This window comes from Aquibium pacificum (assembly GCF_040839445.1).
Taxonomy (GTDB): Bacteria; Pseudomonadota; Alphaproteobacteria; order Rhizobiales; family Rhizobiaceae; genus Aquibium; species Aquibium pacificus.
This window is the reverse complement of the sequence record NZ_JBDPGJ010000001.1, coordinates 207,197-230,193: the sequence shown is the minus strand read 5'-3', so window position 1 is coordinate 230,193 and position 22,997 is coordinate 207,197. Positions and strand designations below refer to the sequence as shown.

The window sequence follows — 22,997 nt, the reverse complement described above, 5'->3', positions numbered from 1 at the left end:
GCCGCGCGGGACGGACATTGAAACAGAATACTGTGATTCTGTTTCAGATTGACGGTTTTCATGCCGACAAGGAAGCGCGAGCCTGTGCTATTCTGCTTCCTGAAAGTGATTTTCACCGCAACGGACCCATGACCCCACCCGGTCTCGTTTGAAGTTGATATAAGGTCTCTTCGAAACTCCGACTGCGCCGTGCAACGAGGAGAAGAAACATTGCCCGAAATGCAGGAACCCGACACCTTCGCAGCCTTGGAAAGGCGTGAATGGGCTGATGCTGGAGTTGCGCATTCCTACGCTCGGGTCTTTGCGAAAGCGGCGGATATGGTGGTGCCGCACTTGGTTCAAGCTGTCGAGGCTAAACCCGGCATTAAAGCCCTCGACCTGTGCTGCGGACACGGCAACGTGACCTCCGGTCTGGCCAAAGCGGGGGCCCAAACTACTGGCCTCGATTTCTCACCTGCCATGCTGGACATGGCACGCGTTGCTGTACCGGAGGCGCGGTTTGTTGAAGGCGATGCCATGGCCTTGGATTTTGACAATGCGTCTTTTGATGCCATTACAATCGGTTTTGGGATGCCGCATGTGCCTGACCCTCCAAAAGTCATTGCAGAAGCGCGCCGTGTTCTGCGGTCCGGTGGGCGACTAGCGTTTTCGGTCTGGTGTGGGCCGGACGTGGATACTGCCCTTGGCTATGTTTTTGGTGCAATCGGTCGATACGGTGCCCCCGACATTGCATTGCCGCCGGGGCCCGGTGCGAATGACTATGCCGATCCAGCTTTGGCATTTGCGGTTCTGGAGGCCGCCGGATTCGCGGACTGCCGCCAATCCACGGTCGCCTCAGGGTGGCAAGTAAGTGATCCCGGCGCGCCTTATGATTTCTTCCGCGATGGCACGGCAAGGGGTGGTGCGTTGTTACGACCTCAGCCCCCAGAAAACGCCGCTGCCATCCGAGCGGCGGTGGTCGCTAAGGTGTTAGAAAAACACGGGAAAGGACCTTCATGGAACGTTCCAATTCCCGCTGTGGTAACTGTTGCAGTCGCGGTGTAGATGAAAATTGAAACAGAATTCGTAATTCGGTTAAATGGAAAATCCACGGTGATGATATGCGAAAACTTGCAGTTGCGTCCGTCTCATTTAACGCGATAGCGATGTTTATCGTCACAGAAGCTCATGCGGAAACTTATCGCCTGATACAGGCTGTTGGAAACGTAGAGCAAGAATCTGCGAGAGGTCTATCAAAGAGCGAATGCGAGGCACGAAAAAAGGAGCTTAAGATCGTTGCTGAAGCATTGCGAACTTACAACGAGCGTCTCGGGATTGGGTCAATAACCTGCCTGCCGGAGAGCATATTCGCTGATTAGGATCGATCCGACAGGATTGTCAGTAGAGCGCTGCCATTTGAAACAGAATTCACAATTTTGTTTCACCGTTCACTCGCCCGCACCGGCACCAAACACGGCCTCCCTCCCCCTCACCGCCCCCGCATCGTCCTTTGCCCCTGCGCGATGCCGATGAAGTCGCGCGCGGTCTGGGACAGGCTGGAGCCGCGTCGCCACACCATGCCGACCTGCACCGCCGGCAGCGAGCCCGAGACGTCGCGGCTTTCGATGCGGTCGCCTTCCAGCGACCAGGGGCGATAGACGAGGTCGGGCAGCAGGGCGACGCCTGCCCCGGTGGCAACCAGGCTCCGCACCGCCTCGACCGAGCGCGTGCGGAACGCCACGTGCGGGCGGGTGCCGAGCGCCATCAGGAGTTTTCCCGTGTTCTCCTCGATTTCGTCGATGGTCAGCATGATCAGCGGCTCGGTGGCTATGTCGGCGAGCGAGATGATGTCGGCGCCGACCAGCGGATGGCCGAGCGGCAGCCACAGCCGGTAGGGCGAGACTTCGAGGATTTCGGCCTGCAGCGCCATGCGGTCGCGCAGGTTGGAGATGACCATCACCGCGACGTCGAGTTCGCCGCCGACCAGAAGGTGTTCGAGATAGTCGCCATTGTCCTCGATGGCCGACACCTCGACGCCCGGCCAGGCGCGGCGGTAGCGCGCGAGAAGGTCGGAGAGCACGTAGCCGGCGACCAGCGAGGTTACGCCGAGCTGCAGGCTGCCGGTGACGGTCTCCGGGTCGCCGGAGAAGGTGCGCCGCGCGTCCGACACGTCGGCCAGGATCTTCGTCGCATGGCGCAGGAACTGGTGGCCCTTGTGGGTGATGGACAGCCCGCGCGGATGCCGCTCGAACAGCTCCACCCCGAGATCGCCCTCCAGTTCCTTGATGGCTTCGGTCACCGACGACTGCGAGATCGACAGGTTCTGCGCGGCGCGGCTGACGGTCCCCTGCTCGGCGACGGCGACGAAGTACTGGAGCTGACGGAGCGTGAAGGCCATGGCGCATTCATAAGGGCGGCGGGGCGAAAGGGAAGCGGCGTCACACAGGGCCTCTTGTGAGAAATCTGGCGTGCATCATCGCCGCCACGCCCGCCTGAAGCGTCTGGCCATTGATAAAACCCTCCGCTGAGGGAGGCGGTGCGCGCGCTGGCGGACGGTCCGACAGCGCTGTTTTTCTGAAACGATGCCCGGCAGACGCGCACCGCCGACGCTGCTGCCCCCCTCTGTCACACCCTGTGCCCGAAGGCCGTGGATCGACAGCTCCGGAGGGGCCGGGACCGTGGGGCCTTGCCGAGGCAATCCCCGACCCCGCCAACCGGACGAGGCAAATCCCGCACGCCGCCCTTCCCCCTGGTCAGCCCGGCAGCCACCCAGGGCCCGGCGGAAGTGACGAAGGGGAGTATGATGGAGGACCGGAAAGCGTGGACAAAAATGGCGCAGAATTGTCGATCAATCGAATATTTTCGTAATAAAATCAATAATTTGCATTTGTTCAGGTGGCCGCGTGCATCCACGATGACCGTGTGGTTCTTACGGTGCCTAGTCCTCGCAGCCCCTGATTTCGACCGGTTCGCCCGCCTTCGCGCCGAGCGTGAGACACTCATCGTCGACGCACAGCCTCCACCCGCCGACCGTCGCGCCGGAACTGGCCAGATGTAACGCCTCCTGCGGCGGCAGATTGGGGCGGTAGGTCCACACGCCGTCCTTCAGCACAGCGCCGTCGGGGATCTCCATGCCCGCCCCCGTCCCTTCGACGCGGGCGGCGGCGAGTTCGAGGCCGGCGGGCGTCACCCGCCAGTCCTCCTCCCAGCGGGTCTTTTCGACCGAATGCGTCCAGGACAGGGTGAAGGCGGTCGCGGCGAGCACGGTGGTCTTGCCGGCGGACAGGATGCAGAGGGTCAGGGCGGGCACGTCACGAGTTCCCGGCGAGCGAGGTCCGAGCGCTACGTTGCCCCCCTCTGTCCTGTCGGACATCTCCCCCACGAGGGGGGAGATCGGCCGTCGCGGCGGCCTCGACCAATCGCCAGCGTTGCAGAAAAGACATGGGCGCCGAAGCTGCCGATCTCCCCCCTCGTGGGGGGTCCGAAGGACGGGGCGAGACCCGTGGCTCGGGCCAGGCAGCCGGCAGGCAGAGGGGGGCGCGACAGAGCGACATGTTGGCAATTGGCCGAACGATCGAAGGCATCACGCCGCCGCTGCCCTGCCCCTTGTCCGCCACCAGTGCAGCCCGATCACGATCGCGGCGAGGGCGAAGCCGATCTCGTCGGTCACCGGCAGCGCGGCGACGAGCGTGAAGGCGGCTGCGGCGGCGAGCAGGCGCTCCCAGGCGGCGAGCGGCGTGCGCAGGTAGCCGATGACGGCCGCGCCCCACAGGCAGATCGCCAGCCCCGCCTTGACCACGATGTAGGCGACGGCCGGCCAGTAGCCGATGGTTTCGGCCAGCGGTCCGCCATCCTGCAGCATCAGCGCCGGCGTGTAGACGGCCATGTAGGGGATGACGAAGCCGGCGGCCGCGACCTTCACCGCCTCGATCGATATCTTGAGGCCGCCTTCCTTGGCGATCGGCGCGGCGGCGAAGCACGCGAGCGCCACCGGCGGCGTCAGGTCGGCCAGGATGCCGAAATAGAAGACGAACATGTGGGAAACGATGAGCGGCACGCCGAGTTCCAGCAATGCCGGGCCGGCGATCGTGGAGGTGATGATGTAGTTCGGGATGGTCGGGATGCCCATGCCGAGCACGATGCAGGTGATCATGGTCAGTACCAGCGACAGGAACAGCGAGTTCTGCCCGACCGAGACGATGTATTGCCCGAAGGTGTTGGCGACGCCGGTCAGCGTCATGGTGCCGATGATGATGCCGACGATCGCGCAGGCGATGCCGACGGGAAGCGCGGTGCGGGCGCCATCCGCGAGGGAGTCGCGGCAGACCGCGAGCGTCTTGCGGCCGCCTTCCACGAAGATGTTGGCGAGGATGAGCAGCGCGACGGCAATCAGCACGACGTTGATGCCAAAACGGAAGAAGCTCGCGGCGACGAGGCCGAGGCCGATCCAGAAGATGACGCGGATGACCTGCCCGGGCAGGCCGAGCGCCACCGAGCCGCCGAGGATCAAGAGCACGGTGAAGGACAGGCCGACCGTGCCGGCAAAGAGCGGCGTGTAGCCGGTGAAGAGCAGGTAGACGAGCACGCCGAGCGGCAAAAGCAGGTACCATCCGCGCGTGAGCGCGCCCCAGGCAGAGGGGAGTTCGGATTTCGGCAGGCCGTGCAGCCCGCGCTTGCCGGCTTCCAGGTGCACCATCCAGAAGGTTGAGGCGAAGTAGAGGATGGCCGGCACGATCGCCGCCTTGACGACCTCGTAATATTCGATGCCGAGCGTCTCGGCCATGATGAAGGCGACGGCGCCCATGACCGGCGGCATGATCTGGCCGCCCATCGAGGCGGTGGCCTCGACGCCGCCGGCAAAGGCCGGGCGGTAGCCGAAGCGCTTCATCAGCGGGATGGTGAACTGCCCGGTGGTGACGACATTGGCGACACCCGAGCCGGAGATCGTTCCCATCAATCCGGACGAGATGACCGACACCTTGGCCGCGCCGCCCCGGGCATGTCCGACGAGGCCGAGCGAGATGTCGGTGAAGAGCTTGATCATGCCGGCCTTTTCGAGGAAGGCGCCGAACAGGATGAACAGGAAGATGTAGGTCGACGAGACATAGACCGGGATGCCGTAGATGCCCTCCGTCCCGTAGGTCATGTGGTCGATCACCTGCGCGAAATCGTAGCCGCGGTGGTTCAGCGGCGCCGGCAAGTATTCGCCGAACAGGCAGTAGGCGAGGAAGGTGCCGGAGATGATCGGCAGCGCCGGCCCCATGATCAGCCAGGCAGCGAGAAAGATGGTGGCGAGCGCGACGACGCCGAAGACGATGTCGAGCGGCAGCGGATCGCCGGCGCGCAGGATCAGCGGCTTGTACTCGATCCACTGGTATGCGGCGACCGCCATGCCGGCGAGGCCGAGCGCCCAGGCGAGTGTCTTCCACGGAATCCGCCAGCCGGCCGCCGCCGCGACCAGCGGGAAGGTGAGCAGCAGGAGAAACCCGACATGGACCGCGCGCACGATCTGGCTCGGCAGGGTGACGACATGCGCGGCGGTGGCGAGCTGGAAGACAGAGAAGGCGACCGCGATCCAGAACAGGACGCGGCCCTCGCGCGACAGCGGAAAGCCGCCGCCCGTCGGATCGTGGAAGGTGGCGGAGGAACCGACGTCGCTGGCGGCCGGATTGCTCATGTCATTCCCCGGAAAGTAGTGCCGGGCGCCGCCCGGCGGCCCCGGAAAGTGGTGCCGGGCGCCGCCCGGCCGGCCGCGGGTTCCCCGACGAGCCATCCTGGCCGGGCGGGGAAGGTCGCGGAGCGCCCGCGGAGAATCCGCCGGCGCCGACACTGGAAGCGACCGCCCCGGCAGGGCGGCCGCGATTTCACGAAGGAATCAGGAACGGGCGCCCGATCAGAGCAGGCCCTTTTCCTTGTAGTAGCGCTCGGCACCCGGATGCAGCGGGATCGGCAGGCCCTTGGCGCCGGCCTCGGCGCTGATCGCCTTGGCGGCGGCATGAGCGGAGACCATCTCGGGCAGGTTTTCGAAGAGCTGCTTGGTCATCTGGTAGGCGGTCTCGTCCGAGACGTCCGAATGGGTGACCAGGATGTTGGTGATGGCGAGCGTCGGCACGTCTTCGGTCTGGCCTTCGTAGGTGCCGGCGGGGATCGTCTCGGCGAGGAACGGCGCGCCGAGCGTCTCGGCGACCGAAGCCGGCACGGCGACCATGGTGATCGGCAGCGACGTGGCGAGATCCTTGATGGAGGCGACGCCGAGGCCGGCCGACTGCAGCGTGGCGTCGAGCTGGCGGTTCTTGATCAGTTCGACGGATTCGCCGAACGGCAGGTACTCGGTCTGGCCGAGATCCTCGTAGCTCATGCCCATCGCCTCGAAGATGCGCCGCGCGTTGAGCTCGGTGCCGGACTTCGGCGCGCCGACCGACAGGCTCTTGCCCTTCAGGTCTTCGAAGGTCTTGATGCCGCTGTCCTGCGCGGCGACGATCTGGATGAAGTTGGGATAGATGGCGGCGATGCCGCGCAGCTTGTCGAGCTTGCCGGGGAAGCCGGCCTCCTCGTCGCCTTCCCAGGCCGACTTGACGGAATCACCCAGCGCGAAACCGAGTTCGCCCTTGCCCTGCTGGAGGAGGTTCAGGTTCTCGACGGATGCCTTGGTCGACTGCACCTGGGTACGCGCGCCCTCGATCTTCTCGCCGTAGATCTTGGCCAGCGCCGCGCCGAGCGGATAGTAGACGCCCGACGTGCCACCGGTGAGCACGTTGATGAATTCCTCCGCCTTCGCGGACGTCATGCCGATGGCGAGGCCGAGCGCGACGGCGCCGGCGGCAAAAAGTTTCTTCTTGTGGATCGTCATGCATTCCTCCCGAGGGAATTCGTTGGATTGGGCCAACACAGGCGAAGCCCGCGCGGCAGCGAGGGGCAATCCTAGTGGAAGTGGCGGGAATGCAAAGTCCTAATGTGCCCGCGTCCGGGGAATCCGGCGCGTCCGCTGCGCGCGACGATATTCAGAACAGGTCGCAGTGGCCGTGATCGACCTCGTCGTGCTGGTGCGGAACGTAGATGCTCGCCCCGATCTTGCGCACCAGTTCGGTGAGCTTGAGGCTGCGCGTCGCGCCGCCGGTCTCGATCTCCCAGTCGGCGGGCATGATGTCCACCAGCGTGCGCAGGAAGCCGGCGATGCCCTCGACCTTCTGGTAGAGGAGGTCCGCCTCCTGCATGGCGCGCACGAAGGCCGGTTCGCCATTGCCGCTTTCGCCGACGGCGACGGCGATGTGCGCGTGATTGGCATCGATCGCGTGGGCGATCTTCTCGAGTTCTGCCTCGATGCGGGCGATGACGTCGCGCACCGGCTCGTGATGCGGGTCGTGCGCGAAGGCGGTGGCTGTAGCGGGCATGCGAAGACGCTCCTAGAACAACTCGAGTTCGCCGCCTGCCGGAACCTTCGGCACGCGCGGCTCGGCAGGCGGCAACGGCGCGACCGCCTGCGGCAGCAGGAACTGGCGGGCGCGTCCCGAGGACGGCTGGTACTCGAGCCGCCGCCCCTGGTTTCCGCCGACGCTGCCGCCGTGGTAGGCGATGCCTTCGTTTTCCAGGAAACGTCGCGCGAAATCGATGTTCTTCGCCCCGATGTCGGTGAAGCCCTGCACGGTGCGCGCACCCCCGAAGAGCTTGGCTTCGAGATTCTCGCGCCGCGCGCCGCGCCTCAGGAGCCCGTTGACGAGCAGTTCCATCAGATAGACGCCGAACCTCTCCGCCTCGTTGAGACGCGACCGTTCACCCTCGCCGGGAAGGAGGAAATGGTTCATGCCGCCGATCTTGAGGACCGGATCGCGCATGCAGGCGGCCACGCACGACCCCAGCACCGTCGTCAGCACCGTCTCCGGTTCGTCCGTTACAGCGCACTCACCCTGGATGACATGGATACGCCCGGGGCGGCGGCTGTCTATCAATGAAGCCTCCCCACGATGGCCTCGAGGGCCTTCTTGAGATCCGGAGCGGTGAAGGGCTTGTTGAGATAGTTGTTGAGCCCGAGCTTGCGGCCTTCGATCAGCACGTTCTTGTCGGCATTGCCGGTGAGGATCATGAACGGGACCTTGGATGTCGGCTTGTAGCTGCGCACGGCGTGCAGGAGCTGCAGCCCGTTCATCTTGGGCATGTTCATGTCGGAGATGATGAGGTGCGAGGGCTGCGACATCATCAGCTGCATTGCCTGCTCGCCGTCGGCCGCGACCGCGATGTTGCGGAAGCCGATGGTTTCGAGCGCATCGCGCAGGAGCATCCTGCTCGTGGTGGTATCGTCGACCACGAGTATCTTCAACTGGGCTAGGAGTGACAAAGGACGGCCCCTTCTCTAGTCGACCGCGCACCCGAAAAGATCTCGCGCGCGATGCGATTCAATGGCAATTGCTTCTGCACCGCGCCGACCTCGCTGGCGACACGGGGCATTCCGTAGATCAGCGACGACTGCTCGTCCTGACCGATGGTCCTGGCGCCGCACTGGCGCATCTTCAGCAGACCCTGCGCACCGTCCTTTCCCATGCCCGTCAGGATCACTCCCACGGCGTCGTGGCCCACGGCAGCCGCGACCGATCCCATCAGGACGTCGACCGACGGCCGATGTCCCGAAACGGTCTCGCCTTCGCGCAGCCGGGTTTCCAGGCCGTCGCCGCGCCGGGCGATCTCCAGGTGGCGTTCGCCGCCGGGCGCGATGTAGATGTTGCCGCGGGCGAGCTGGCAGCGGTCGTCCGCCTCCTGCACCGTCGGCCGACACATCCGGTCGAGGCGCTCCGCGAAGGAGCGCGTGAAGTTGGCCGGCATGTGCTGTGTGATGACGGTCGGCGGGCAGTCCGCCGGGAATTCGGACAAGAGCGCGATGAGCGCCTCGACGCCGCCGGTGGACGCGCCGATGGCGACCACCTTCTCGCGCACACTGGCCTGACCGGCGCCGAGCGGCGCGGGATCGTGACGTTCCGCCGACGGCCGGCTCGGCCGGGCACGGTTGCGCCCCGCGCCCGCTGCGATGACCTTCTCCACGAGATCGCGGAAGGAGCGGTCGTCCTTGAGCGTCGGCTTGGCCACGCAGTCGAACGCGCCGAGCGCCAGCGCCTCGATGGTCACCGCCGCGCCGCTGACCGTCAGCGTCGACACCATGATGACCGGCCGCGGCCTGTGCTTCATGACGCGGCGCAGGAAATCGATGCCGTTCATCTTCGGCATCTCGATGTCGAGCGTGATGACGTCGGGATCGAGCGAATCCACGAGACGGAACGCCTCCGTGGGGTCGGGCGCCTCGCCCACGACCTCGATGGCCGGGTTGCTCGCGAGGGCGAAGCCGATGATCTTGCGCATGGTCGCGCTGTCATCGATGATCAGGACACGGACAGGCCTCACCGCACACTCCCCTTGATGTGGTGCCAGGTGGTGATTCCCTCGCACGTGAAGTGGTCCGTCGCCGGACCCGAAATCCTCTCCGAATGGCCGATGTACAGCCAGCCATCGGGCTTGAGCACGCCGGAGAAGCGTCCCCACAGGTCGGCCTGCTTGCCCTTGTCGAAATAGATCACGACGTTCCGGCAGAAGACGATGTCGAACTTCTTCTGCATCGGCCATTTGGCGAACAGGTTGAGTTCGCGGAAGGAGACGAGGTCCTTCACTTCGTCGGCCACCTGCCAGTCGTCGGCGCTGCCGGGCGCGCGGCGGAACCAGCGCTTGCGCAGTTCGGGCGGAACGTCCGTCAGCGCCTGCCCCGGATACTGTCCGATGCGGCCTTCCTGGATCATGTTGGGATCGATGTCGGAGGCGAGAATGCGCACGTCGCGCTTTGCCGCGTCCGGCATCATCGACAGAATGACGAGGGCGATCGAATAGGCTTCCTGCCCGTTCGAACACCCGGCCGACCAGATCCGCACCTCGGCCCCGCGCTTCGCCCGCTCGAGAAGTTCGGGAAACACCGTCCGCTTCAGATGCTCGAAATGGTGCGCCTCGCGAAAGAACTTGGTCACGTTCGTGGTGAGAGCCGCCACCATGCGCTGGCGTTCGTCCAGTCCCTCGGACTTCGCCACGAAGGAGCAGTAGTCGCGGAAATTCTCCAGCCCGAGCGCCCGCAGGCGCTTTGCCAGCCGCGCATAGACGAGCGCCGCCTTCGTCTCCGACAGCTGGATGCCAGCATGGTCGTGGAGGATGGCTGCGATCTGGCGGAAGTCGTCCGCGGTGAGCAGGTACTCGCCCGGAACGATCCCTCCCGTCTTCGACGCGGCAGTCTGGCTCAATTGAGCGTTCCCGAGCTTTCGCGCGTGGACTGGAGAACGCTGTCGAGCCCGATGAGGCTGATCATGCGGCCCTCGATCGCCAGCACGCCCTTCATGAAGGCGCGGGCCAGTTCGGACGCGACATCCGGCGTGGGCTGGATGGTTTCCGCGTTGATCGTGAGGATATCGGACACCGCGTCGACCAGGAGCCCGACGGACTGGCTACCGACCTGCGTGACGATGATGACGTGGCGCGCGGTCGGTTCCGTCGATCGGAAGCCGAGACGCGCGGCGAGGTCGATGACCGGCAGCACGGATCCGCGCAGGTTGATGACACCCTTCACGTATTCGGGCGAATGCGGCAGCGGCGTGGTCTGCGTCCAGCCGCGGATGTCGCGCACCGACATGATGTCGACGCAGAACTCCTGTCCGCCGAGCCTGAAGGCGATGAGCTCGCTCGCCTTCGATACATCGTGTTCCTTGACGTGCATCATGCTGCATTCCTCTTGCGGTTGGCGACGTCGGCCTTGGCCGTATCGGATCGGTTGCCGGCGACGATGGCGTCGACGTCCAGAATGACGGCGACCCGGCCGTCGCCGAGAATGGTTGCCGCGGCGACCCCGAACACTTGCCCGTAGTTCGTCTCCAGGCTCTTAATGACGACCTGCTGCTGGCCGATAATTCCGTCCACCATCAGCGCGCTTTGGGCCCGGTTCTCGGACTCCACCATGATGGCGACGCTGTTGATGGGATCGGCTTCCTCTTCGCGGTAGCCGAGCTTGTTGCCGACGTCGATGAGCGGGATGAACGAGCCGCGGATGGCGATCACCTTGGCGCGTTCGCCCAGACCGTGGACGTCCGAGGCTTTCGGCTGCAGCGTCTCCACGATCGCCGTCAGCGGCACGACCAGCGTCTGGCCCGCGACGGTCACCACCATGCCGTCGAGGACGGCCAGGGTCAGCGGAAGGCTGAGCGTGAACACCGTGCCCTTGCCAGGTTTGGACGAGATGCTGATGCGGCCGCCGAGCGCCTGGATGGAGCGCTTGACGACGTCCATGCCGACGCCGCGGCCGGAAACGTCCGAGACGGTGCTTGCGGTCGAGAACCCCGGCGCGAAGATGAGGTCGTCGATCTCGCCGTCCGAAAGCTGTACGCCGGCCTCGATCACGCCCTTCTTGATCGCGATCTCCTTGACGCGGGCGCGGTTGATGCCGGCACCGTCGTCTGAAACCTCGATGATGACCCGCCCGGATCGGTGGGCGGCCGACATGCGCACGACACCCTGTTCGGGCTTGCCGGCCTTGACGCGCTCTTCCGGTTTTTCGAGCCCATGATCTATGGCGTTGCGGATCATGTGCGTCAGCGGGTCGGCCAGCCGCTCGATGACCGTCTTGTCCACCTCGCAGTTCTCGCCCTCCGTCACCAGACGCACCGACTTGCCGGTCATGTCGGCGACTTCGCGCACGACGCGCGACATGCGCTGGAAGATCGGGCGGACCGGCTGGGCGCGGATCGCCATGACCGAGTCCTGGATCTCGCGGGTCAACTGCTCGAGGTCGTCGAGCCCCACGGCGACATCCGACAGCCGCGCGATGCCCGCTTCGGTCACGCGCTGAGTGAGCATCGACTGGTTGATGACGAGTTCGCCGACGAGGTCGATCAGGCGGTCGACGCGGTCGAGGTCGACGCGGATCGTCGTCTGCGCCGCCGCCTGTGCAGGCTGCGCCTGGGAGTTCGCCGCCGTCATCGCCTTGGCAGGTTCGGCCGACGCGATCTCCGCGATCTTGGCCAGGACGGCATCGGGGATCAGCGGCCCCTCGCCCGCCTCGTCCGCCCTCTGGTCGACGGGGACGATCGGTTCGGGAACGAACTCGAAATCCGGGTCCGGCGTCGGTTCCGCCTCGACCGTCAAGTCGCAGTCGAACTCGACGAATTCGAAGACTTCGCGGATCTTGGCCTCCGGCTCGGTGGTGGCGAGACGGATGTTCCAGGAAAGATAGGCGCCTTCGGGATCGAGCTCGCCCAGGAGCGGCACCTCGGAAATGTCGCAGGCGATGTCGGCATCGCCGAGCGCGGAGATCTCGCGCAGCAGCTTTATGGCGTCGTTGGCCTTCGCGTAGAGTTCCGGCTTCGGCTTGAACCAGATCTTGTAGACCTGCTGGCCGTCGTCTTGCGTTTCGCCGCCGCCCCCGCCCAAAAGGTCGTCGAAGGAGATGGTGATCGGGACGAAATCGTCCTCCGGGGAGGTTTCCGGCTCCTCGACGGGTTCGGGCTCGGGCTGGGGCACCCTGGCCGCATTCTTCGGCTGCTTCTTCGCGGGCTTCGTCTCCGCGGCCACGGCATTCGGGTCGGCGGCGCGGGTAAGCTCGTCATGGAGCTGCGAAACCCGCGCGTCGTCCTTGTCGCCGCCGTCACGCGAATAGCGCACCAGGTCGGCGAGCGTGTCGGAGGACCGCAGCATCAGCTTGATCAATCCGGCATCGGGCTGGATCTGACCGCTGCGGACGAGGTCCAGCGTCGTCTCGAAGGTGTGGGCGAAACGGACGAGGTCCTCCAGTCCGAAGGCGCCGGCGCCGCCCTTGATCGAATGCACCGCGCGGAACACGGCATTGACCGTATCCTCGTCGGTTTCCCCGCTCTCGATCGCAAGAAGTCCGGTTTCGAGCTCGGCAAGCTGTTCTTCGCATTCCTGGAAGAACGTCTGCTTGATTGCCGCCATCGTATCCACTGGCAAGATCCCCCGCTCTTATGTGCTTCAGGCCGCGACGCGGTTGATGGCGCTCACCAGCTTGACGGGATCGAAGGGCTTCACGATCCACCCGGTGGCGCCGAGACGGCGCGCACGGTCCTTCTTGTCGTCCACGCTTTCGGTGGTCAGCACCAGGATCGGGATCGCCCGGTGACGCTCGCTCCCGCGCACCGCCTCGATGAAGCCGAAACCGTCCATGCGCGGCATGTTGATGTCCGTGACGATCACGTCCGGCATGGAGCCGTCCAGCACCTCCAGCCCCTGCACGCCGTCCTCGGCCTGCAATACTTCCATGCCGGCGTCGAGCAGCGCCGCGCGCAGCATCTGCCGTATCGTCCTTGAGTCGTCTACCGTCAGAACAGTCTTCTTCATCTCAAGCATTCCTCGCAGAAAAATTGGCCGGCTCGAGCCCGGCGATCCCAAGACGCTCGACCAGCACTGGTGACGGTCGAGCCAGCTCAAACTCCATGCCGTCATGCCCCCAGGTCGAGACGGCGGACAGAAGAACCTGGATGCACTGGGCGCCGATCTTCTCGACCTTCGACCCGTCGACGGAGATGTCCTTGCCCCTGGCGACCATAAGCTCGGCGGCGAGCGGCGCGGCTGCCGTGATGTCGAGTACGGGCGGAAGTTTAACGGTCGCGGCCATGTCTGATCAGCTTCCCATTGCCTCTAGAATTCTTCCCAGCCGTCTTCCTCGACGGCCGGCTTCAGCGCGGTGTTGCCGCGTACGGGCGACGCGGCGGCGGCCGGACGCGATGCGGACTTCGCGGCGGCGGACGGAGCGCGCGACGGCGCCCGAGGGTTCTGGCCGGAGACCGAAAAGCTGGCGATCGCCTTGACGAGCTCGCCTGCCTCGCTGCGCAGCGAATGAACGGCCGCCGTGGTCTGCTCGACCATGGCCGCGTTCTGCTGCGTCGCCTGATCCATGTGCGAGATGGCGGTGTTGATCTCGGCGAGGCCGGTGGACTGTTCCTTGGACGAGGACGCCATCCCGGCGACGAGCTGGTCGATCTCGATGACCTGGCTGATGATGCGCTCCGACACTCTGCCGGTCTGGTCCATCAGCTTCACGCCGTTCTCGACGTGGGTGGTGCTGTTTTGGATCAGGGACTTGATCTCCTTGGCGGCCTCCGCCGAACGCTGCGCCAGAGCCCGCACCTCCTGGGCGACCACCGCGAAGCCGCGGCCGGCCTCGCCGGCACGCGCTGCCTCGACGCCCGCGTTGAGGGCGAGGAGATTGGTCTGGAACGCGATCTCGTCGATGACGCCGATGATCTGCGAAATCTCGTGCGCCGACTTCTCGATGCTGGCCATCGCGGCGACCGCGTCGGCCATGATCTTGCCGGACCTGTCCGCGTCCTGACGAGCCGCGACCACCTTCTCGGCCGCCGCATGGGCGCCTTCGGCGGATCGCTTGACGCTGGCGGTCAGTTCCTCGACCGCCGCGGCCGTTTCTTCGAGGCTCGCCGCCTGCTGCTCGGTGCGGCGGGAGAGGTCGTCGGATGCCTGCCCGATCTCGTCGCAGCTGCCGCCGATGCTGATGGAGACCCGGGAAACGTTGCCGATCGCGGTCTCGAGTCCGTTTGCCATCAGGTTGAAGTCGGCCCGCAGCGTCTCGAACTCGGCACCCAGCGGCGTATCGATGCGCGCGCGAAGATCTCCGGTCGCCAACGCGGCGAGCGCCTGTCGGATCGCCTGCAGCGCCGATTCCTGCCGGTGCTGCGCTTCCTGCCTTTCGGCGTCGGCCTTCGCTTTCTCCTGCTCAAGCGCCAAGAGATATGTCGAGATGGCGAGGTCCATGTCGAGGAGCACCGCCTTCATGAGACTGGAGACAGATGCGGCCATGGCCGCATGCCCACCGCTGCGCATGCTGAACTTCGGCCAGTGCTCGGCCACCACGGCGGTCAACAGGCGTTCCGCGATCAGCGCGTAACCGCCGATGTACCAGCGCGGCTCGAGGCCGAGGCGGGCGTGGGTTCGCCCGATCGTGGTAACCGCGTCGGCATAGGCGGAACCGAACTGCGCGTCGGCGATGACGTTCCAGTGCTTCTCCTGCCGGGTCTTGGCGCTCTCAACGTGCGAATCGCCGGCGAAGAATTTCGATGTCGCCGGATTGGCGCGTGCCTTGGCGTAGAAGGCATCGAGCGCGGAACCGATCGACTTTGCGATGACGGGCTTCAACTTCTGCAGGTTCGCCCGGGCAGCGGCATCGAGGTCCATGAATTCCAGACGCTCGGCGACATGCTGGTCGTTGCTGCGAGACGGACTCGTCATTCGCATTTTCCTGGAAATGACTGAAATGGAACATGCCGGCACAACCGGCGGTAGAGCGCGGCTTCATGCCTTTGGCGTCAAAAACGTCCAAGCCCCCGATAGGAAGCTTTGACACGTATTGGTTTAACTCCTGTTAACAAAATTCCGCCGCCGATAGCCGTCCAACGGGGCGTATGCTTCCGATACGCTGGCGCCGCCGCGCGCTCCTTAAAGGAAAAACCCCGGCGCGGAGGCCGGGGTTCGGATGCCGTATCGGTCCCGCTTCTCAGAGGGCGACTAGCCCTGGAAGAGCGAGAGGATGCCCTGGACGCTGGCGTTGGCGATCGACAGCCCCTGGATACCGAGCTGCTGCTGGACCTGCAGTGCCTGGAGGCGGGTGGATTCCTCGTTCATGTCCGCATCCACCAGCGCGCCGACGCCGCGGTCGATCGCGTCCATGAGATTGTTGACGAAGTCCACCTGGAGATCGACGCGCTTCTTGGCAGCGCCGAGATCGCTGGCCGCGATGGTCATGCGCGAGATCGAATCGTCGACACCGGCGATGTAGTTGTCGAGCAAGGTGAGATCGGCGGCGTTGTTGGTCAGGGTAGAGATATCGAGCGTCGAGACGGTGAAGGTCGTGATCGAAGTGTTGGTCATCCGCCCGCCGGTGTCGGCATCGTAGTTGGCGTCGAGGATGCCGACTCCCGTCTCGACATCGCCCACGCCGGCCGGTGCAACATCTACCGCCGCGTCGTAGAGCTTGATGGAGTCGGTGTTGATCGTGATGGTGGAGACCGAAACCGTGCCGTCGGACGCTCTCGTGAAGGAGGCGACCATCGACTTGCTGGAATTGTAGTCGACCGAGTCCGAATCGACCGAAAGCCAGTTCTCTCCCGCGAAGGAGGAGGTTGCCGCGTTTCCGACGAGCTGGCCCTGCAGGGCGGTGATTTCCGCCTGGATCTTGGCGCGGTCGACGCCGGGCTCGCGGGCGGCCACCAGCTTGGCCTTGATCTCGTCCACGACCTTGATGGTTTCGTTCACGCCGGTATAGGCGATGTCGATCTTGGCGGCGCCGAGGCCGAGGGCGTCCTGGACGGTGAGCAGCGCCTTGTTGTCGGAACGCATCGTGGTGGCGATGGACCAGTAGGCCGCGTTGTCGGAGGCGGAGCCGACCCGGTACCCGGTGGAGATGCGAGCCTGCGTCGTTTCCAGCATCTTGTTGGTCGCCTGAAGGCTCTTAAGCGCGGTCATCGCAGCGGCGTTGGTCAGAATACTGGACACGCTATGCCCCTCTTGTGATCGGTCCCGTCATTGCCGGACCATTTCCCGTCTTCCGCGCGGCTGAGGCTCACCGATTCGCCGGCCAACCTCCTGACGCGTCTTAATCTTTGTGAACGAACGTACTTAACAAAACGTAAACCGGCTGCTGACCGGGAGATGGCGGCGGCAACGGAAACGGGGGGATGACCTCCCGACAGCCGAAAAAGCTTCAAGAACAGGATGTTGCGGCGGGATGGCGCTGAAGAAGGGCCGCTTCCAGAATTAAGACATCGGCAAGCTTGGTAAACCGGTCGGGCAGGCGCGAGCGCCCGCAGATGTTCGCGCGTGAACCGGTCCGAGAATGCATCGAGGGAATGCTGATTCGCGCTGACGCCGCCTTGAGCGTCTGCAAGAGGAGCGGCGTCCGCCCCCCCGGTCATCCGGTGGATGTGGTCAGTGACCCGCGGTCATGCAGTCGGATCGGCTGGTGCGTCGCGGTGCCTTCGCGCACGCGAAAACGGCGCGCCTGTCAGCCGACAGCGGCGCGCCGGTGGCGAGACTATTTTCGGGGGAAACGTGGCGCCGGCCATCCAGCGCCGGAACGGCGTCAGGCTATGCGAGCGGCGCCCGCCGAGCGGCTTCGATCAGCCGACGGTTTCGCTGGCCTCGAAGAACATCACTTCGAGTTCGAGCTCGACCTGATGGAAGAATGCGCCGACCAGCTCGTCCTGCTCGTCCTCGCCCAGGCCAAACCCCGCCAGTTCGGCGAAGAACCGCCGTGCCAGGGCATGGCGATAATCATCGGCCTCGTCGGTGTCTGCGATGACGGCGAGCGTCATGGCGGCACGGCGCACCTCGGCCGTGCGGCGCCAGAGCGGGAAGATGTTTATCCGGCATTCGACGGTTTCCGTTTCGGCGACGTTCGGTTCAACGCTCACGACACTTCTCTCCATACATCGACGCCGCACGAGCCGGTGGTCCGGCGGTGTGGTTCATGCGACCGGCCCGGCACCTCATGGCGACCGGCCGGGCAATCCAGTGCCGAATCGCTCTGCGACCGGCGATTGCGAGAGTGCTTGGAGAATGTTGATGGAAGGTTAGCGCGAGCGGCCGCGAGTACGACCGTTCAGGTCTTCAACTTGTAGCCGGTGCGGAAGATCCAGGCGACGATGGCGAGACAGGCGGCGAGGAACGCCAGCGTCATGCCGAGGCTGACGACGACGTTGACGTCGGAATGGCCGTAGAAGCTCCAGCGGAACCCGCTGACCAGATAGACCACCGGGTTGAAGAGCGTCACCGTGCGCCAGAACGGCGGCAGCATGTCGATGGAATAGAAGCTGCCGCCCAGGAAGGTGAGCGGCGTGACGATCAAGAGCGGCACGAGCTGCAGCTTCTCGAAGCCGTCGGCCCAGATGCCGATGATGAAGCCGAACAGGCTGAAGGTGAACGCGGTGAGCACCAGGAAGAGCAGCATGATCCCCGGATGCATGATCTGCATGGGCACGAAGAGATGCGCCGTCGCCAGGATGATCACCCCCAGCATGACCGACTTGGTCGCCGCCGCGCCGACGAAGGCTATGACGATCTCGAAGTAGGAGATGGGGGCGGAGAGGAGTTCGTAGATCGTGCCGACGAATTTGGGGAAGTAGATGCCGAAGGCGGCGTTCGAGATGCTCTGCGTGAGCAACGTCAGCATGATGAGGCCGGGCACGATGAAGGCACCGTAGCTGATGCCGTCGATTTCCTCGATGCGCGAGCCGATCGCGGCGCCGAACACCACGAAATAGAGCGACGTGGAGATGACCGGCGAGACGATGCTCTGGAGCAGCGTCCGGCGCGTGCGGGCCATTTCCTGCCGGTAGATGGCCCAGACGGCGTGACCGTTCATTGCCGTTCCCTCACGAGGCTGACGAATATCTGTTCCAGCGTGCTCTGCCGCGTCTCCAGGTCGCGGAACCGGATGCCGGCGGCGTCGAGGTCGCGCAGGAGCCGCGTGATGCCCGTGCGGTCGGCGCGCGTGTCGTAGGTATAGGTCAGCGCCTCGCCGTCGTCAGAGAGTTCGAGGTCGTAGTCCGCGAGGCTTTCGGGAATGGCGGCAAGCGGCTCCTTGAGCTGGACCGTGAGTTCCTTGCCGCCGAGCTTGCGCATCAGTTCGGCCTTTTCCTCGATCAGGAAGATCTCGCCCTTCGAGATGACGCCGACCCGGTCGGCCATCTCCTCGGCTTCCTCGATGTAGTGCGTGGTGAGGATGATGGTGACGCCGGAGGCTTTCAGTCCGCGCACCATCTCCCACATGTCGCGCCTCAGTTCGACATCGACGCCGGCCGTCGGCTCGTCGAGGAACAGGATGCGCGGCTCGTGCGACAGCGCCTTGGCGATAAGCAGCCGGCGCTTCATGCCGCCCGACAGCGTGACGATCTTCTCGTCCTTCTTGTCCCACAGCGACAGGTCGCGCAGCACCTTTTCCAGGTGCGCCGGGTTGGGCCCCTTTCCGAAGAGGCCGCGGCTGTAGTTGATCGTCGCCCACACCGTCTCGAAGGCGTCAGTGGTGAGTTCCTGCGGCACCAGCCCGATCATCGCGCGCGCCTTGCGGTACTCGGCGACGTTGTCGTGACCGTCGACCAGGATGGTTCCCGACGACTTGTTGACGATGCCGCAGATGATGGAGATCAGCGTCGTCTTGCCGGCGCCGTTAGGCCCCAGCAGCGCAAAGATCTCGCCCTCGCGGATCTCCAGGTCGACGCCTTTGAGCGCCTGAAAGCCGGTTGCGTAGTGTTTGGAGACGTTCTGGACGGAGATGACGGGATTCATGGCGCCCATGTAGGAGACCTGCGGCGTTTTGTCAGCAGCGAGGGCGTTGGACCAGTGAGAGATGCTGACAATTCATGAAAACAGACACCGGTGTCTCGACGCGTCAACCGCAGCGCGCGGAGTCTCACCGCATTGCAGTCGCCGTCTTGTGAGGTAGCGCCTTCCGGGATGAGGCAGCCAGAGATTGAAACAGAATATGATTCCGTTCCCAAAGCGCCGTAACGCCTCTGGACATCATCCCGGCGATTCGGCGAATTGACCATCCCAATAGAGAGGGTGCCTATCTAGACTGTGTGTGGTACGCTCCCCCTTTGGAGCGGTGGCCGTATCTGACGGCGTTCCTGCCGAGCAATGGCTCGCTCCGCGAGTCTCCGGATCATGAAAGCCTCCCACGTCAATGGAACCCATCGCGCATTTTGAAGCCGCGAGCACGCTTGCCATCGTGGTCTCATCGAACGAACCGCTGCTTTTCCTTTCCGAAGATCAGAAGGTCATCGCAGCGAGCGCATCTTTCTGCCGGGCCTTCGAGATCGACCCGGCGACAGTGTCCGGCCGGGGATTGAGCGAACTCGGCGAGGGCGAATGGGCTATGCCGAAGCTTGCCTCATTGCTGAAGGCGACCGCCTCGGGAGCGGCGCAAATCGAAGCCTACGAAATAGACCTCAAGCGGCCGAACTGCGAAATGCGCAACCTGATCGTCAATGCGCGTACACTTGATGATGGTGACAAGGATCGCATCCGGCTGCTGTTGGCGGTGACTGATGTAACCGACGCTCGTGCCGAGGCTCGGATAAAAGATGACCTGGTTCGAGATAAGGCGATCCTTCTGCAGGAGGTCCAGCATCGGGTGGCCAACAGCCTCCAGATCATTGCAAGCGTTCTCATGCAAAGCGCACGTCGGGTTCAGTCCGAAGAAGCGCGCGGGCACATCCAAAATGCCCACCACAGGGTCATGTCGATTGCAGCCTTGCAACGCCAGCTCTCCACCTCCAGAGGCGGCAACGTCGGGCTGCGCAACTATTTCACGCAGCTGAGCCAGAGCCTTGGCGCGTCGATGATCGAAGACCCGAACCGCCTCTCGATATCGGTGACGGTCGATGACAGCGCCGTGGACGCGGACATTTCCGTCAGTCTGGGGCTTGTCGTTACCGAACTCGTCATCAATGCGCCAAAGCACGCCTTCCCCCATGAACGAACGGGCACGATCACCATCGACTATCGCTCGGCGGGCAAGGACTGGTCCCTTTCGGTCACCGATGACGGTATCGGTATGCAAAAGGGAAGCGATGCACCCAAGGCGGGCCTCGGCACCGGCATCGTCGAAGCGCTGGCAAAAAATCTACAGAGCGCGATTCAGTTAAGCGATGCCGACCCGGGTACCGCCATAACGATAAGCCATCAGGAAAACACCGGTCTCCGGGCCGACCTTCCAGAAGCCGCGTAGGAACCTAATCTCCTCCGAAGCACTACGTCTAGAGCCGAGCCCGGCCTGGAATCTACGCAACCTGAGTGGCCAATGAACAACGGCAAAAAGGTCGTCCTCGTCGTCGAAGACAGCACCATCATCCGCATGGGTGCAGTCGATCTGGTCATATCGGCAGGTTACGAAGCGCTGGAGGCGCGCGACGCGGATGAGGCAATCCGCATTCTGGAGTCGCGCGCCGACATAGATCTGGTGTTCACCGATGTTCAAATGCCCGGCACCATGGACGGCATCAAGCTATCCCACTACATCCGCGAGCGATGGCCTCCTGTGAAGCTCCTCGTCGCATCCGGCAACGCAATTCTCGAAGAAAGCAGTCTACCCACTGGGAGCAGGTTCTTCGCAAAACCGTACGATGATCACGCCATCGCGGACGCCATGGCCCGCCTGCTTGCGTAGCGAACTACCGGCCGGTCGATGGTCAAGCGGCACACGATGAAACAGAATTTGCAATTCGTTTCATCCGGCATCCCTTCGGGTAGAGCACCATTGGAATTGCGGATACCGGAGCGTCCGGTTCCCCCTCAAAACAGCGAAAAATATTCCCGCTGCTCCCATTCCGAGACCGTCATGAGATAGCGGTCCCATTCGGCGCGCTTGATGCGGGTGAGCCAGGAGACTGTGTCGGCGCCGAGCTTGTCCTTGTAGAATTCGCTCGTCTCGAAGCGCTCGATCGCGGCAACCAGGCTCTTGGGCAGGAGCGTCGCGCCGCTGTCGTAGGGGCTCTCGACCGGCGGCGGGGCGGAGAGCCCGCGCTCGATGCCGTCGAGGCCGCAGAGGATCTGCGAGGCGAAGTAGAGATAGGGGTTGGCGGCCGGCTCGGCGACGCGGTTTTCGATGCGGCTGGCGCGATCACCCGGCTCCATCAAACCGCGGATCATCGCGCCCTTGTTGTCGCGGCCCCACTGAATGCGGTCGGGCGCGAGCTGGAACGGCTGGTAGCGCTTGTAGCCGTTGACCGTCGGCGTGGTCAGAAGGCAGGTCTCCGCGGCGTGGTCGAGCAGGCCGGCGATCCAGCCACTCGCGGTGTCCGACAGCGTGCCATCGGCGTGCGGCATGAAGAGGTTTGCGCCGGTCGCGGCGTCAACCACCGACTGGTGCAGGTGCCAGCCGCTCGCCATGCCGTGGTCGACCTTGGGCCGGCACATGAACGTGGCGTGCAGGCCCTTGCGCGCGCAGACCTGCTTCACCAGCGACCGGAACAGCATCATCGCGTCGGCATGCGCCATCGGCCCGTCCGGCTCGAAGGTGAACTCGCACTGGCTCGGGCCGAACTCGGCCTCCATGGAGCGCACCGGCAGGCCGACCCGCTGGCAGGCGCGGCGCAGATCGTCCATCACTTCCTCCAGCGCATCGTAGCGGGCGTCGGTGAGGAGCTGATAGCCATGCGAAAGCAGGCTCGTCTCGGGCGGCGAGGCCGGCATGCCGCCATCGGTGTGCGCGAGCTTCGGATCGGCGAGGCGGTAGACGTGGAACTCCACCTCGAGGCCGCAGACCAGGCGCCTGCCCGTGGCGGCGAGACGCTCGATCGCCTTTCGCAGGATGGCGCGGGAGGAGATGGGGATCGGTGCGCCGTCCTTGTGGTAGAGGTCGCAGAGCAGCCAGCCGGAATGCGGAGACCAGGGCAGCACGCGGAAGGTCGCCGGGTCCGGCACCATGAGGATGTCGCTGGCCCCCGTCAGCGTTCCCTCCCCGAACCCGATGTCGCCGCTCCAGACCGGAAAGGCGGTCCGGTGCGAGGTGTCCTTCAGGAGCAGCGTCGACGTGATCGCCACGCCGTTCTTGAAGGCCGAGGCGAGGCCGGAAGCGACCACGGTTTTGCCGCGCAGGACGCCATGCTGATCGGCGAAGAGGATGCGGACCGTCTCGAGGTTTTCCGAGGCGACGCGGGCAAGGATGTCTTCGGCGAAGCGGAGCTGGTCGGGCGACAGGAGGGCGTGGGTGGTCGTGAAGCCGCCGGAGAGATTGTTTCCGGTGCTCATGACAGGGGCTCCGGATGGATCGATCCAAGGCAAGGACTGGTGAGATCGCGCTCTGTCGCGCGCGCCTCTGCCCTCTCGGGCATCTCCCCCACGAGGGGGGAGATCAGCGGCCTCGCTCTCTGCGTTTCTCTTCGACGATCGGAGATTGGCAAAACCCGACGCGACGCCTGATCTCCCCCCTCGTGGGGGAGATGTCGGCGCAGCCGACAGAGGGGGGCAACGTAGGGCGG

General features: G+C 64.5%; 22 protein-coding genes. 3 read left to right on the top strand and 19 right to left on the bottom strand.

The annotated features are described in order from the left end of the window. Positions 1 to 219 precede the first annotated feature (219 nt). Complete coding sequence (locus ABGN05_RS01185) at positions 220 to 1,044, top strand: class I SAM-dependent methyltransferase (RefSeq protein ID WP_367953117.1); 825 nt, start codon at positions 220 to 222, stop codon at positions 1,042 to 1,044. A 424-nt stretch (positions 1,045 to 1,468) separates the two neighbouring features. Here ABGN05_RS01185 and ABGN05_RS01180 read toward each other — a convergent pair whose 3' ends face one another. The 18 genes from ABGN05_RS01180 to ABGN05_RS01095 all read right to left on the bottom strand — a co-directional run bounded on the left by ABGN05_RS01180 (position 1,469) and on the right by ABGN05_RS01095 (position 19,302). Further along, the gene (locus ABGN05_RS01180; RefSeq protein ID WP_367952161.1) at positions 1,469 to 2,377 is read right to left on the bottom strand and encodes a LysR family transcriptional regulator; all 909 of its coding nucleotides are present in this window, start codon (positions 2,375 to 2,377) and stop codon (positions 1,469 to 1,471) included. Between the two features lie 540 nt (positions 2,378 to 2,917). Next, positions 2,918 to 3,280: a DUF1850 domain-containing protein gene (locus ABGN05_RS01175; RefSeq protein ID WP_367953116.1), complete on the bottom strand. Its 363-nt coding sequence runs from the start codon at positions 3,278 to 3,280 to the stop codon at positions 2,918 to 2,920. 282 nt (positions 3,281 to 3,562) lie between these two features. After that, positions 3,563 to 5,656, bottom strand: a complete 2,094-nt coding sequence (locus tag ABGN05_RS01170) for a TRAP transporter permease (RefSeq protein WP_367952160.1) — start codon at positions 5,654 to 5,656, stop codon at positions 3,563 to 3,565. Between the two features lie 216 nt (positions 5,657 to 5,872). Next, positions 5,873 to 6,829: a TAXI family TRAP transporter solute-binding subunit gene (locus ABGN05_RS01165; protein WP_367952159.1), complete on the bottom strand. Its 957-nt coding sequence runs from the start codon at positions 6,827 to 6,829 to the stop codon at positions 5,873 to 5,875. 151 nt (positions 6,830 to 6,980) lie between these two features. Next, positions 6,981 to 7,370: a DUF8776 family protein gene (locus ABGN05_RS01160; protein ID WP_367952158.1), complete on the bottom strand. Its 390-nt coding sequence runs from the start codon at positions 7,368 to 7,370 to the stop codon at positions 6,981 to 6,983. Positions 7,371 to 7,382: 12 nt separating this feature from the next. Continuing rightward, positions 7,383 to 7,925 (bottom strand): chemotaxis protein CheD, encoded by a 543-nt coding sequence (locus ABGN05_RS01155; RefSeq protein ID WP_367952157.1) that lies wholly within the window; start codon positions 7,923 to 7,925, stop codon positions 7,383 to 7,385. After that, the gene (locus ABGN05_RS01150) at positions 7,922 to 8,311 is read right to left on the bottom strand and encodes a response regulator (RefSeq protein ID WP_072607024.1); all 390 of its coding nucleotides are present in this window, start codon (positions 8,309 to 8,311) and stop codon (positions 7,922 to 7,924) included. The genes ABGN05_RS01155 and ABGN05_RS01150 overlap by 4 nt, the downstream gene beginning before the upstream one ends. Beyond that, the gene (locus ABGN05_RS01145; RefSeq protein WP_367952156.1) at positions 8,299 to 9,366 is read right to left on the bottom strand and encodes a protein-glutamate methylesterase/protein-glutamine glutaminase; all 1,068 of its coding nucleotides are present in this window, start codon (positions 9,364 to 9,366) and stop codon (positions 8,299 to 8,301) included. The genes ABGN05_RS01150 and ABGN05_RS01145 overlap by 13 nt, the downstream gene beginning before the upstream one ends. After that, positions 9,363 to 10,244, bottom strand: coding sequence for a CheR family methyltransferase (locus tag ABGN05_RS01140; protein ID WP_367952155.1), 882 nt, complete (start codon positions 10,242 to 10,244; stop codon positions 9,363 to 9,365). The genes ABGN05_RS01145 and ABGN05_RS01140 overlap by 4 nt, the downstream gene beginning before the upstream one ends. Continuing rightward, positions 10,241 to 10,717: a chemotaxis protein CheW gene (locus ABGN05_RS01135; RefSeq protein ID WP_367952154.1), complete on the bottom strand. Its 477-nt coding sequence runs from the start codon at positions 10,715 to 10,717 to the stop codon at positions 10,241 to 10,243. Before ABGN05_RS01135 ends, ABGN05_RS01140 begins: the two co-directional genes overlap by 4 nt. After that, a complete protein-coding gene (locus ABGN05_RS01130) occupies positions 10,714 to 12,942 on the bottom strand; it encodes a chemotaxis protein CheA (protein WP_367952153.1) in 2,229 nt (742 codons plus the stop codon). The genes ABGN05_RS01135 and ABGN05_RS01130 overlap by 4 nt, the downstream gene beginning before the upstream one ends. 36 nt (positions 12,943 to 12,978) lie before the next feature. Beyond that, entirely contained in the window at positions 12,979 to 13,344 is a 366-nt protein-coding gene (locus ABGN05_RS01125; protein WP_367952152.1) for a response regulator, read from the bottom strand. A 1-nt stretch (position 13,345) separates the two neighbouring features. Next, entirely contained in the window at positions 13,346 to 13,621 is a 276-nt protein-coding gene (locus ABGN05_RS01120; protein WP_367952151.1) for an STAS domain-containing protein, read from the bottom strand. A gap of 23 nt (positions 13,622 to 13,644) precedes the next feature. Continuing rightward, a complete protein-coding gene (locus tag ABGN05_RS01115; protein ID WP_367952150.1) occupies positions 13,645 to 15,249 on the bottom strand; it encodes a methyl-accepting chemotaxis protein in 1,605 nt (534 codons plus the stop codon). A gap of 276 nt (positions 15,250 to 15,525) precedes the next feature. Then, positions 15,526 to 16,512 carry a flagellin N-terminal helical domain-containing protein gene (locus tag ABGN05_RS01110; RefSeq protein ID WP_367952149.1) on the bottom strand — a complete coding sequence of 329 codons (987 nt, stop codon included), beginning with the start codon at positions 16,510 to 16,512 and terminating at the stop codon, positions 15,526 to 15,528. 623 nt (positions 16,513 to 17,135) lie between these two features. Then, positions 17,136 to 17,429: a DUF6074 family protein gene (locus tag ABGN05_RS01105; protein WP_367952148.1), complete on the bottom strand. Its 294-nt coding sequence runs from the start codon at positions 17,427 to 17,429 to the stop codon at positions 17,136 to 17,138. Positions 17,430 to 17,617: 188 nt separating this feature from the next. Further along, positions 17,618 to 18,379: an ABC transporter permease gene (locus ABGN05_RS01100; protein WP_367952147.1), complete on the bottom strand. Its 762-nt coding sequence runs from the start codon at positions 18,377 to 18,379 to the stop codon at positions 17,618 to 17,620. Continuing rightward, positions 18,376 to 19,302: an ABC transporter ATP-binding protein gene (locus ABGN05_RS01095; protein ID WP_367953115.1), complete on the bottom strand. Its 927-nt coding sequence runs from the start codon at positions 19,300 to 19,302 to the stop codon at positions 18,376 to 18,378. Before ABGN05_RS01095 ends, ABGN05_RS01100 begins: the two co-directional genes overlap by 4 nt. Positions 19,303 to 19,699: 397 nt before the next feature. Here ABGN05_RS01095 and ABGN05_RS01090 point away from each other — a divergent pair, with 397 nt between their 5' ends. Together ABGN05_RS01090 and ABGN05_RS01085 are read left to right on the top strand one after the other, a co-directional pair. Beyond that, positions 19,700 to 20,746: a sensor histidine kinase gene (locus ABGN05_RS01090; protein ID WP_367952146.1), complete on the top strand. Its 1,047-nt coding sequence runs from the start codon at positions 19,700 to 19,702 to the stop codon at positions 20,744 to 20,746. 72 nt (positions 20,747 to 20,818) lie between these two features. Next, positions 20,819 to 21,184 carry a response regulator gene (locus ABGN05_RS01085; RefSeq protein ID WP_367952145.1) on the top strand — a complete coding sequence of 122 codons (366 nt, stop codon included), beginning with the start codon at positions 20,819 to 20,821 and terminating at the stop codon, positions 21,182 to 21,184. A gap of 125 nt (positions 21,185 to 21,309) precedes the next feature. Here ABGN05_RS01085 and ABGN05_RS01080 read toward each other — a convergent pair whose 3' ends face one another. Next, positions 21,310 to 22,767: a glutamine synthetase family protein gene (locus ABGN05_RS01080; RefSeq protein WP_367952144.1), complete on the bottom strand. Its 1,458-nt coding sequence runs from the start codon at positions 22,765 to 22,767 to the stop codon at positions 21,310 to 21,312. Positions 22,768 to 22,997: the final 230 nt, after the last annotated feature.

What these genes read in the sequence shown, in the direction of transcription:
- ABGN05_RS01120 (WP_367952151.1), bottom strand. Translation starts at nt 13,621, where the DNA reads ATGGCCGCGACCGTTAAACTTCCGCCCGTACTCGACATCACGGCAGCC.
- ABGN05_RS01180 (WP_367952161.1), bottom strand. Translation starts at nt 2,377, where the DNA reads ATGGCCTTCACGCTCCGTCAGCTCCAGTACTTCGTCGCCGTCGCCGAG.
- ABGN05_RS01090 (WP_367952146.1), top strand. Translation starts at nt 19,700, where the DNA reads ATGGAACCCATCGCGCATTTTGAAGCCGCGAGCACGCTTGCCATCGTG.
- ABGN05_RS01080 (WP_367952144.1), bottom strand. Translation starts at nt 22,767, where the DNA reads ATGAGCACCGGAAACAATCTCTCCGGCGGCTTCACGACCACCCACGCC.
- ABGN05_RS01170 (WP_367952160.1), bottom strand. Translation starts at nt 5,656, where the DNA reads ATGAGCAATCCGGCCGCCAGCGACGTCGGTTCCTCCGCCACCTTCCAC.
- ABGN05_RS01135 (WP_367952154.1), bottom strand. Translation starts at nt 10,717, where the DNA reads ATGATGCACGTCAAGGAACACGATGTATCGAAGGCGAGCGAGCTCATC.
- ABGN05_RS01115 (WP_367952150.1), bottom strand. Translation starts at nt 15,249, where the DNA reads ATGACGAGTCCGTCTCGCAGCAACGACCAGCATGTCGCCGAGCGTCTG.
- ABGN05_RS01130 (WP_367952153.1), bottom strand. Translation starts at nt 12,942, where the DNA reads ATGGCGGCAATCAAGCAGACGTTCTTCCAGGAATGCGAAGAACAGCTT.
- ABGN05_RS01085 (WP_367952145.1), top strand. Translation starts at nt 20,819, where the DNA reads ATGAACAACGGCAAAAAGGTCGTCCTCGTCGTCGAAGACAGCACCATC.
- ABGN05_RS01125 (WP_367952152.1), bottom strand. Translation starts at nt 13,344, where the DNA reads ATGAAGAAGACTGTTCTGACGGTAGACGACTCAAGGACGATACGGCAG.
- ABGN05_RS01185 (WP_367953117.1), top strand. Translation starts at nt 220, where the DNA reads ATGCAGGAACCCGACACCTTCGCAGCCTTGGAAAGGCGTGAATGGGCT.
- ABGN05_RS01100 (WP_367952147.1), bottom strand. Translation starts at nt 18,379, where the DNA reads ATGAACGGTCACGCCGTCTGGGCCATCTACCGGCAGGAAATGGCCCGC.
- ABGN05_RS01165 (WP_367952159.1), bottom strand. Translation starts at nt 6,829, where the DNA reads ATGACGATCCACAAGAAGAAACTTTTTGCCGCCGGCGCCGTCGCGCTC.
- ABGN05_RS01160 (WP_367952158.1), bottom strand. Translation starts at nt 7,370, where the DNA reads ATGCCCGCTACAGCCACCGCCTTCGCGCACGACCCGCATCACGAGCCG.
- ABGN05_RS01095 (WP_367953115.1), bottom strand. Translation starts at nt 19,302, where the DNA reads ATGAATCCCGTCATCTCCGTCCAGAACGTCTCCAAACACTACGCAACC.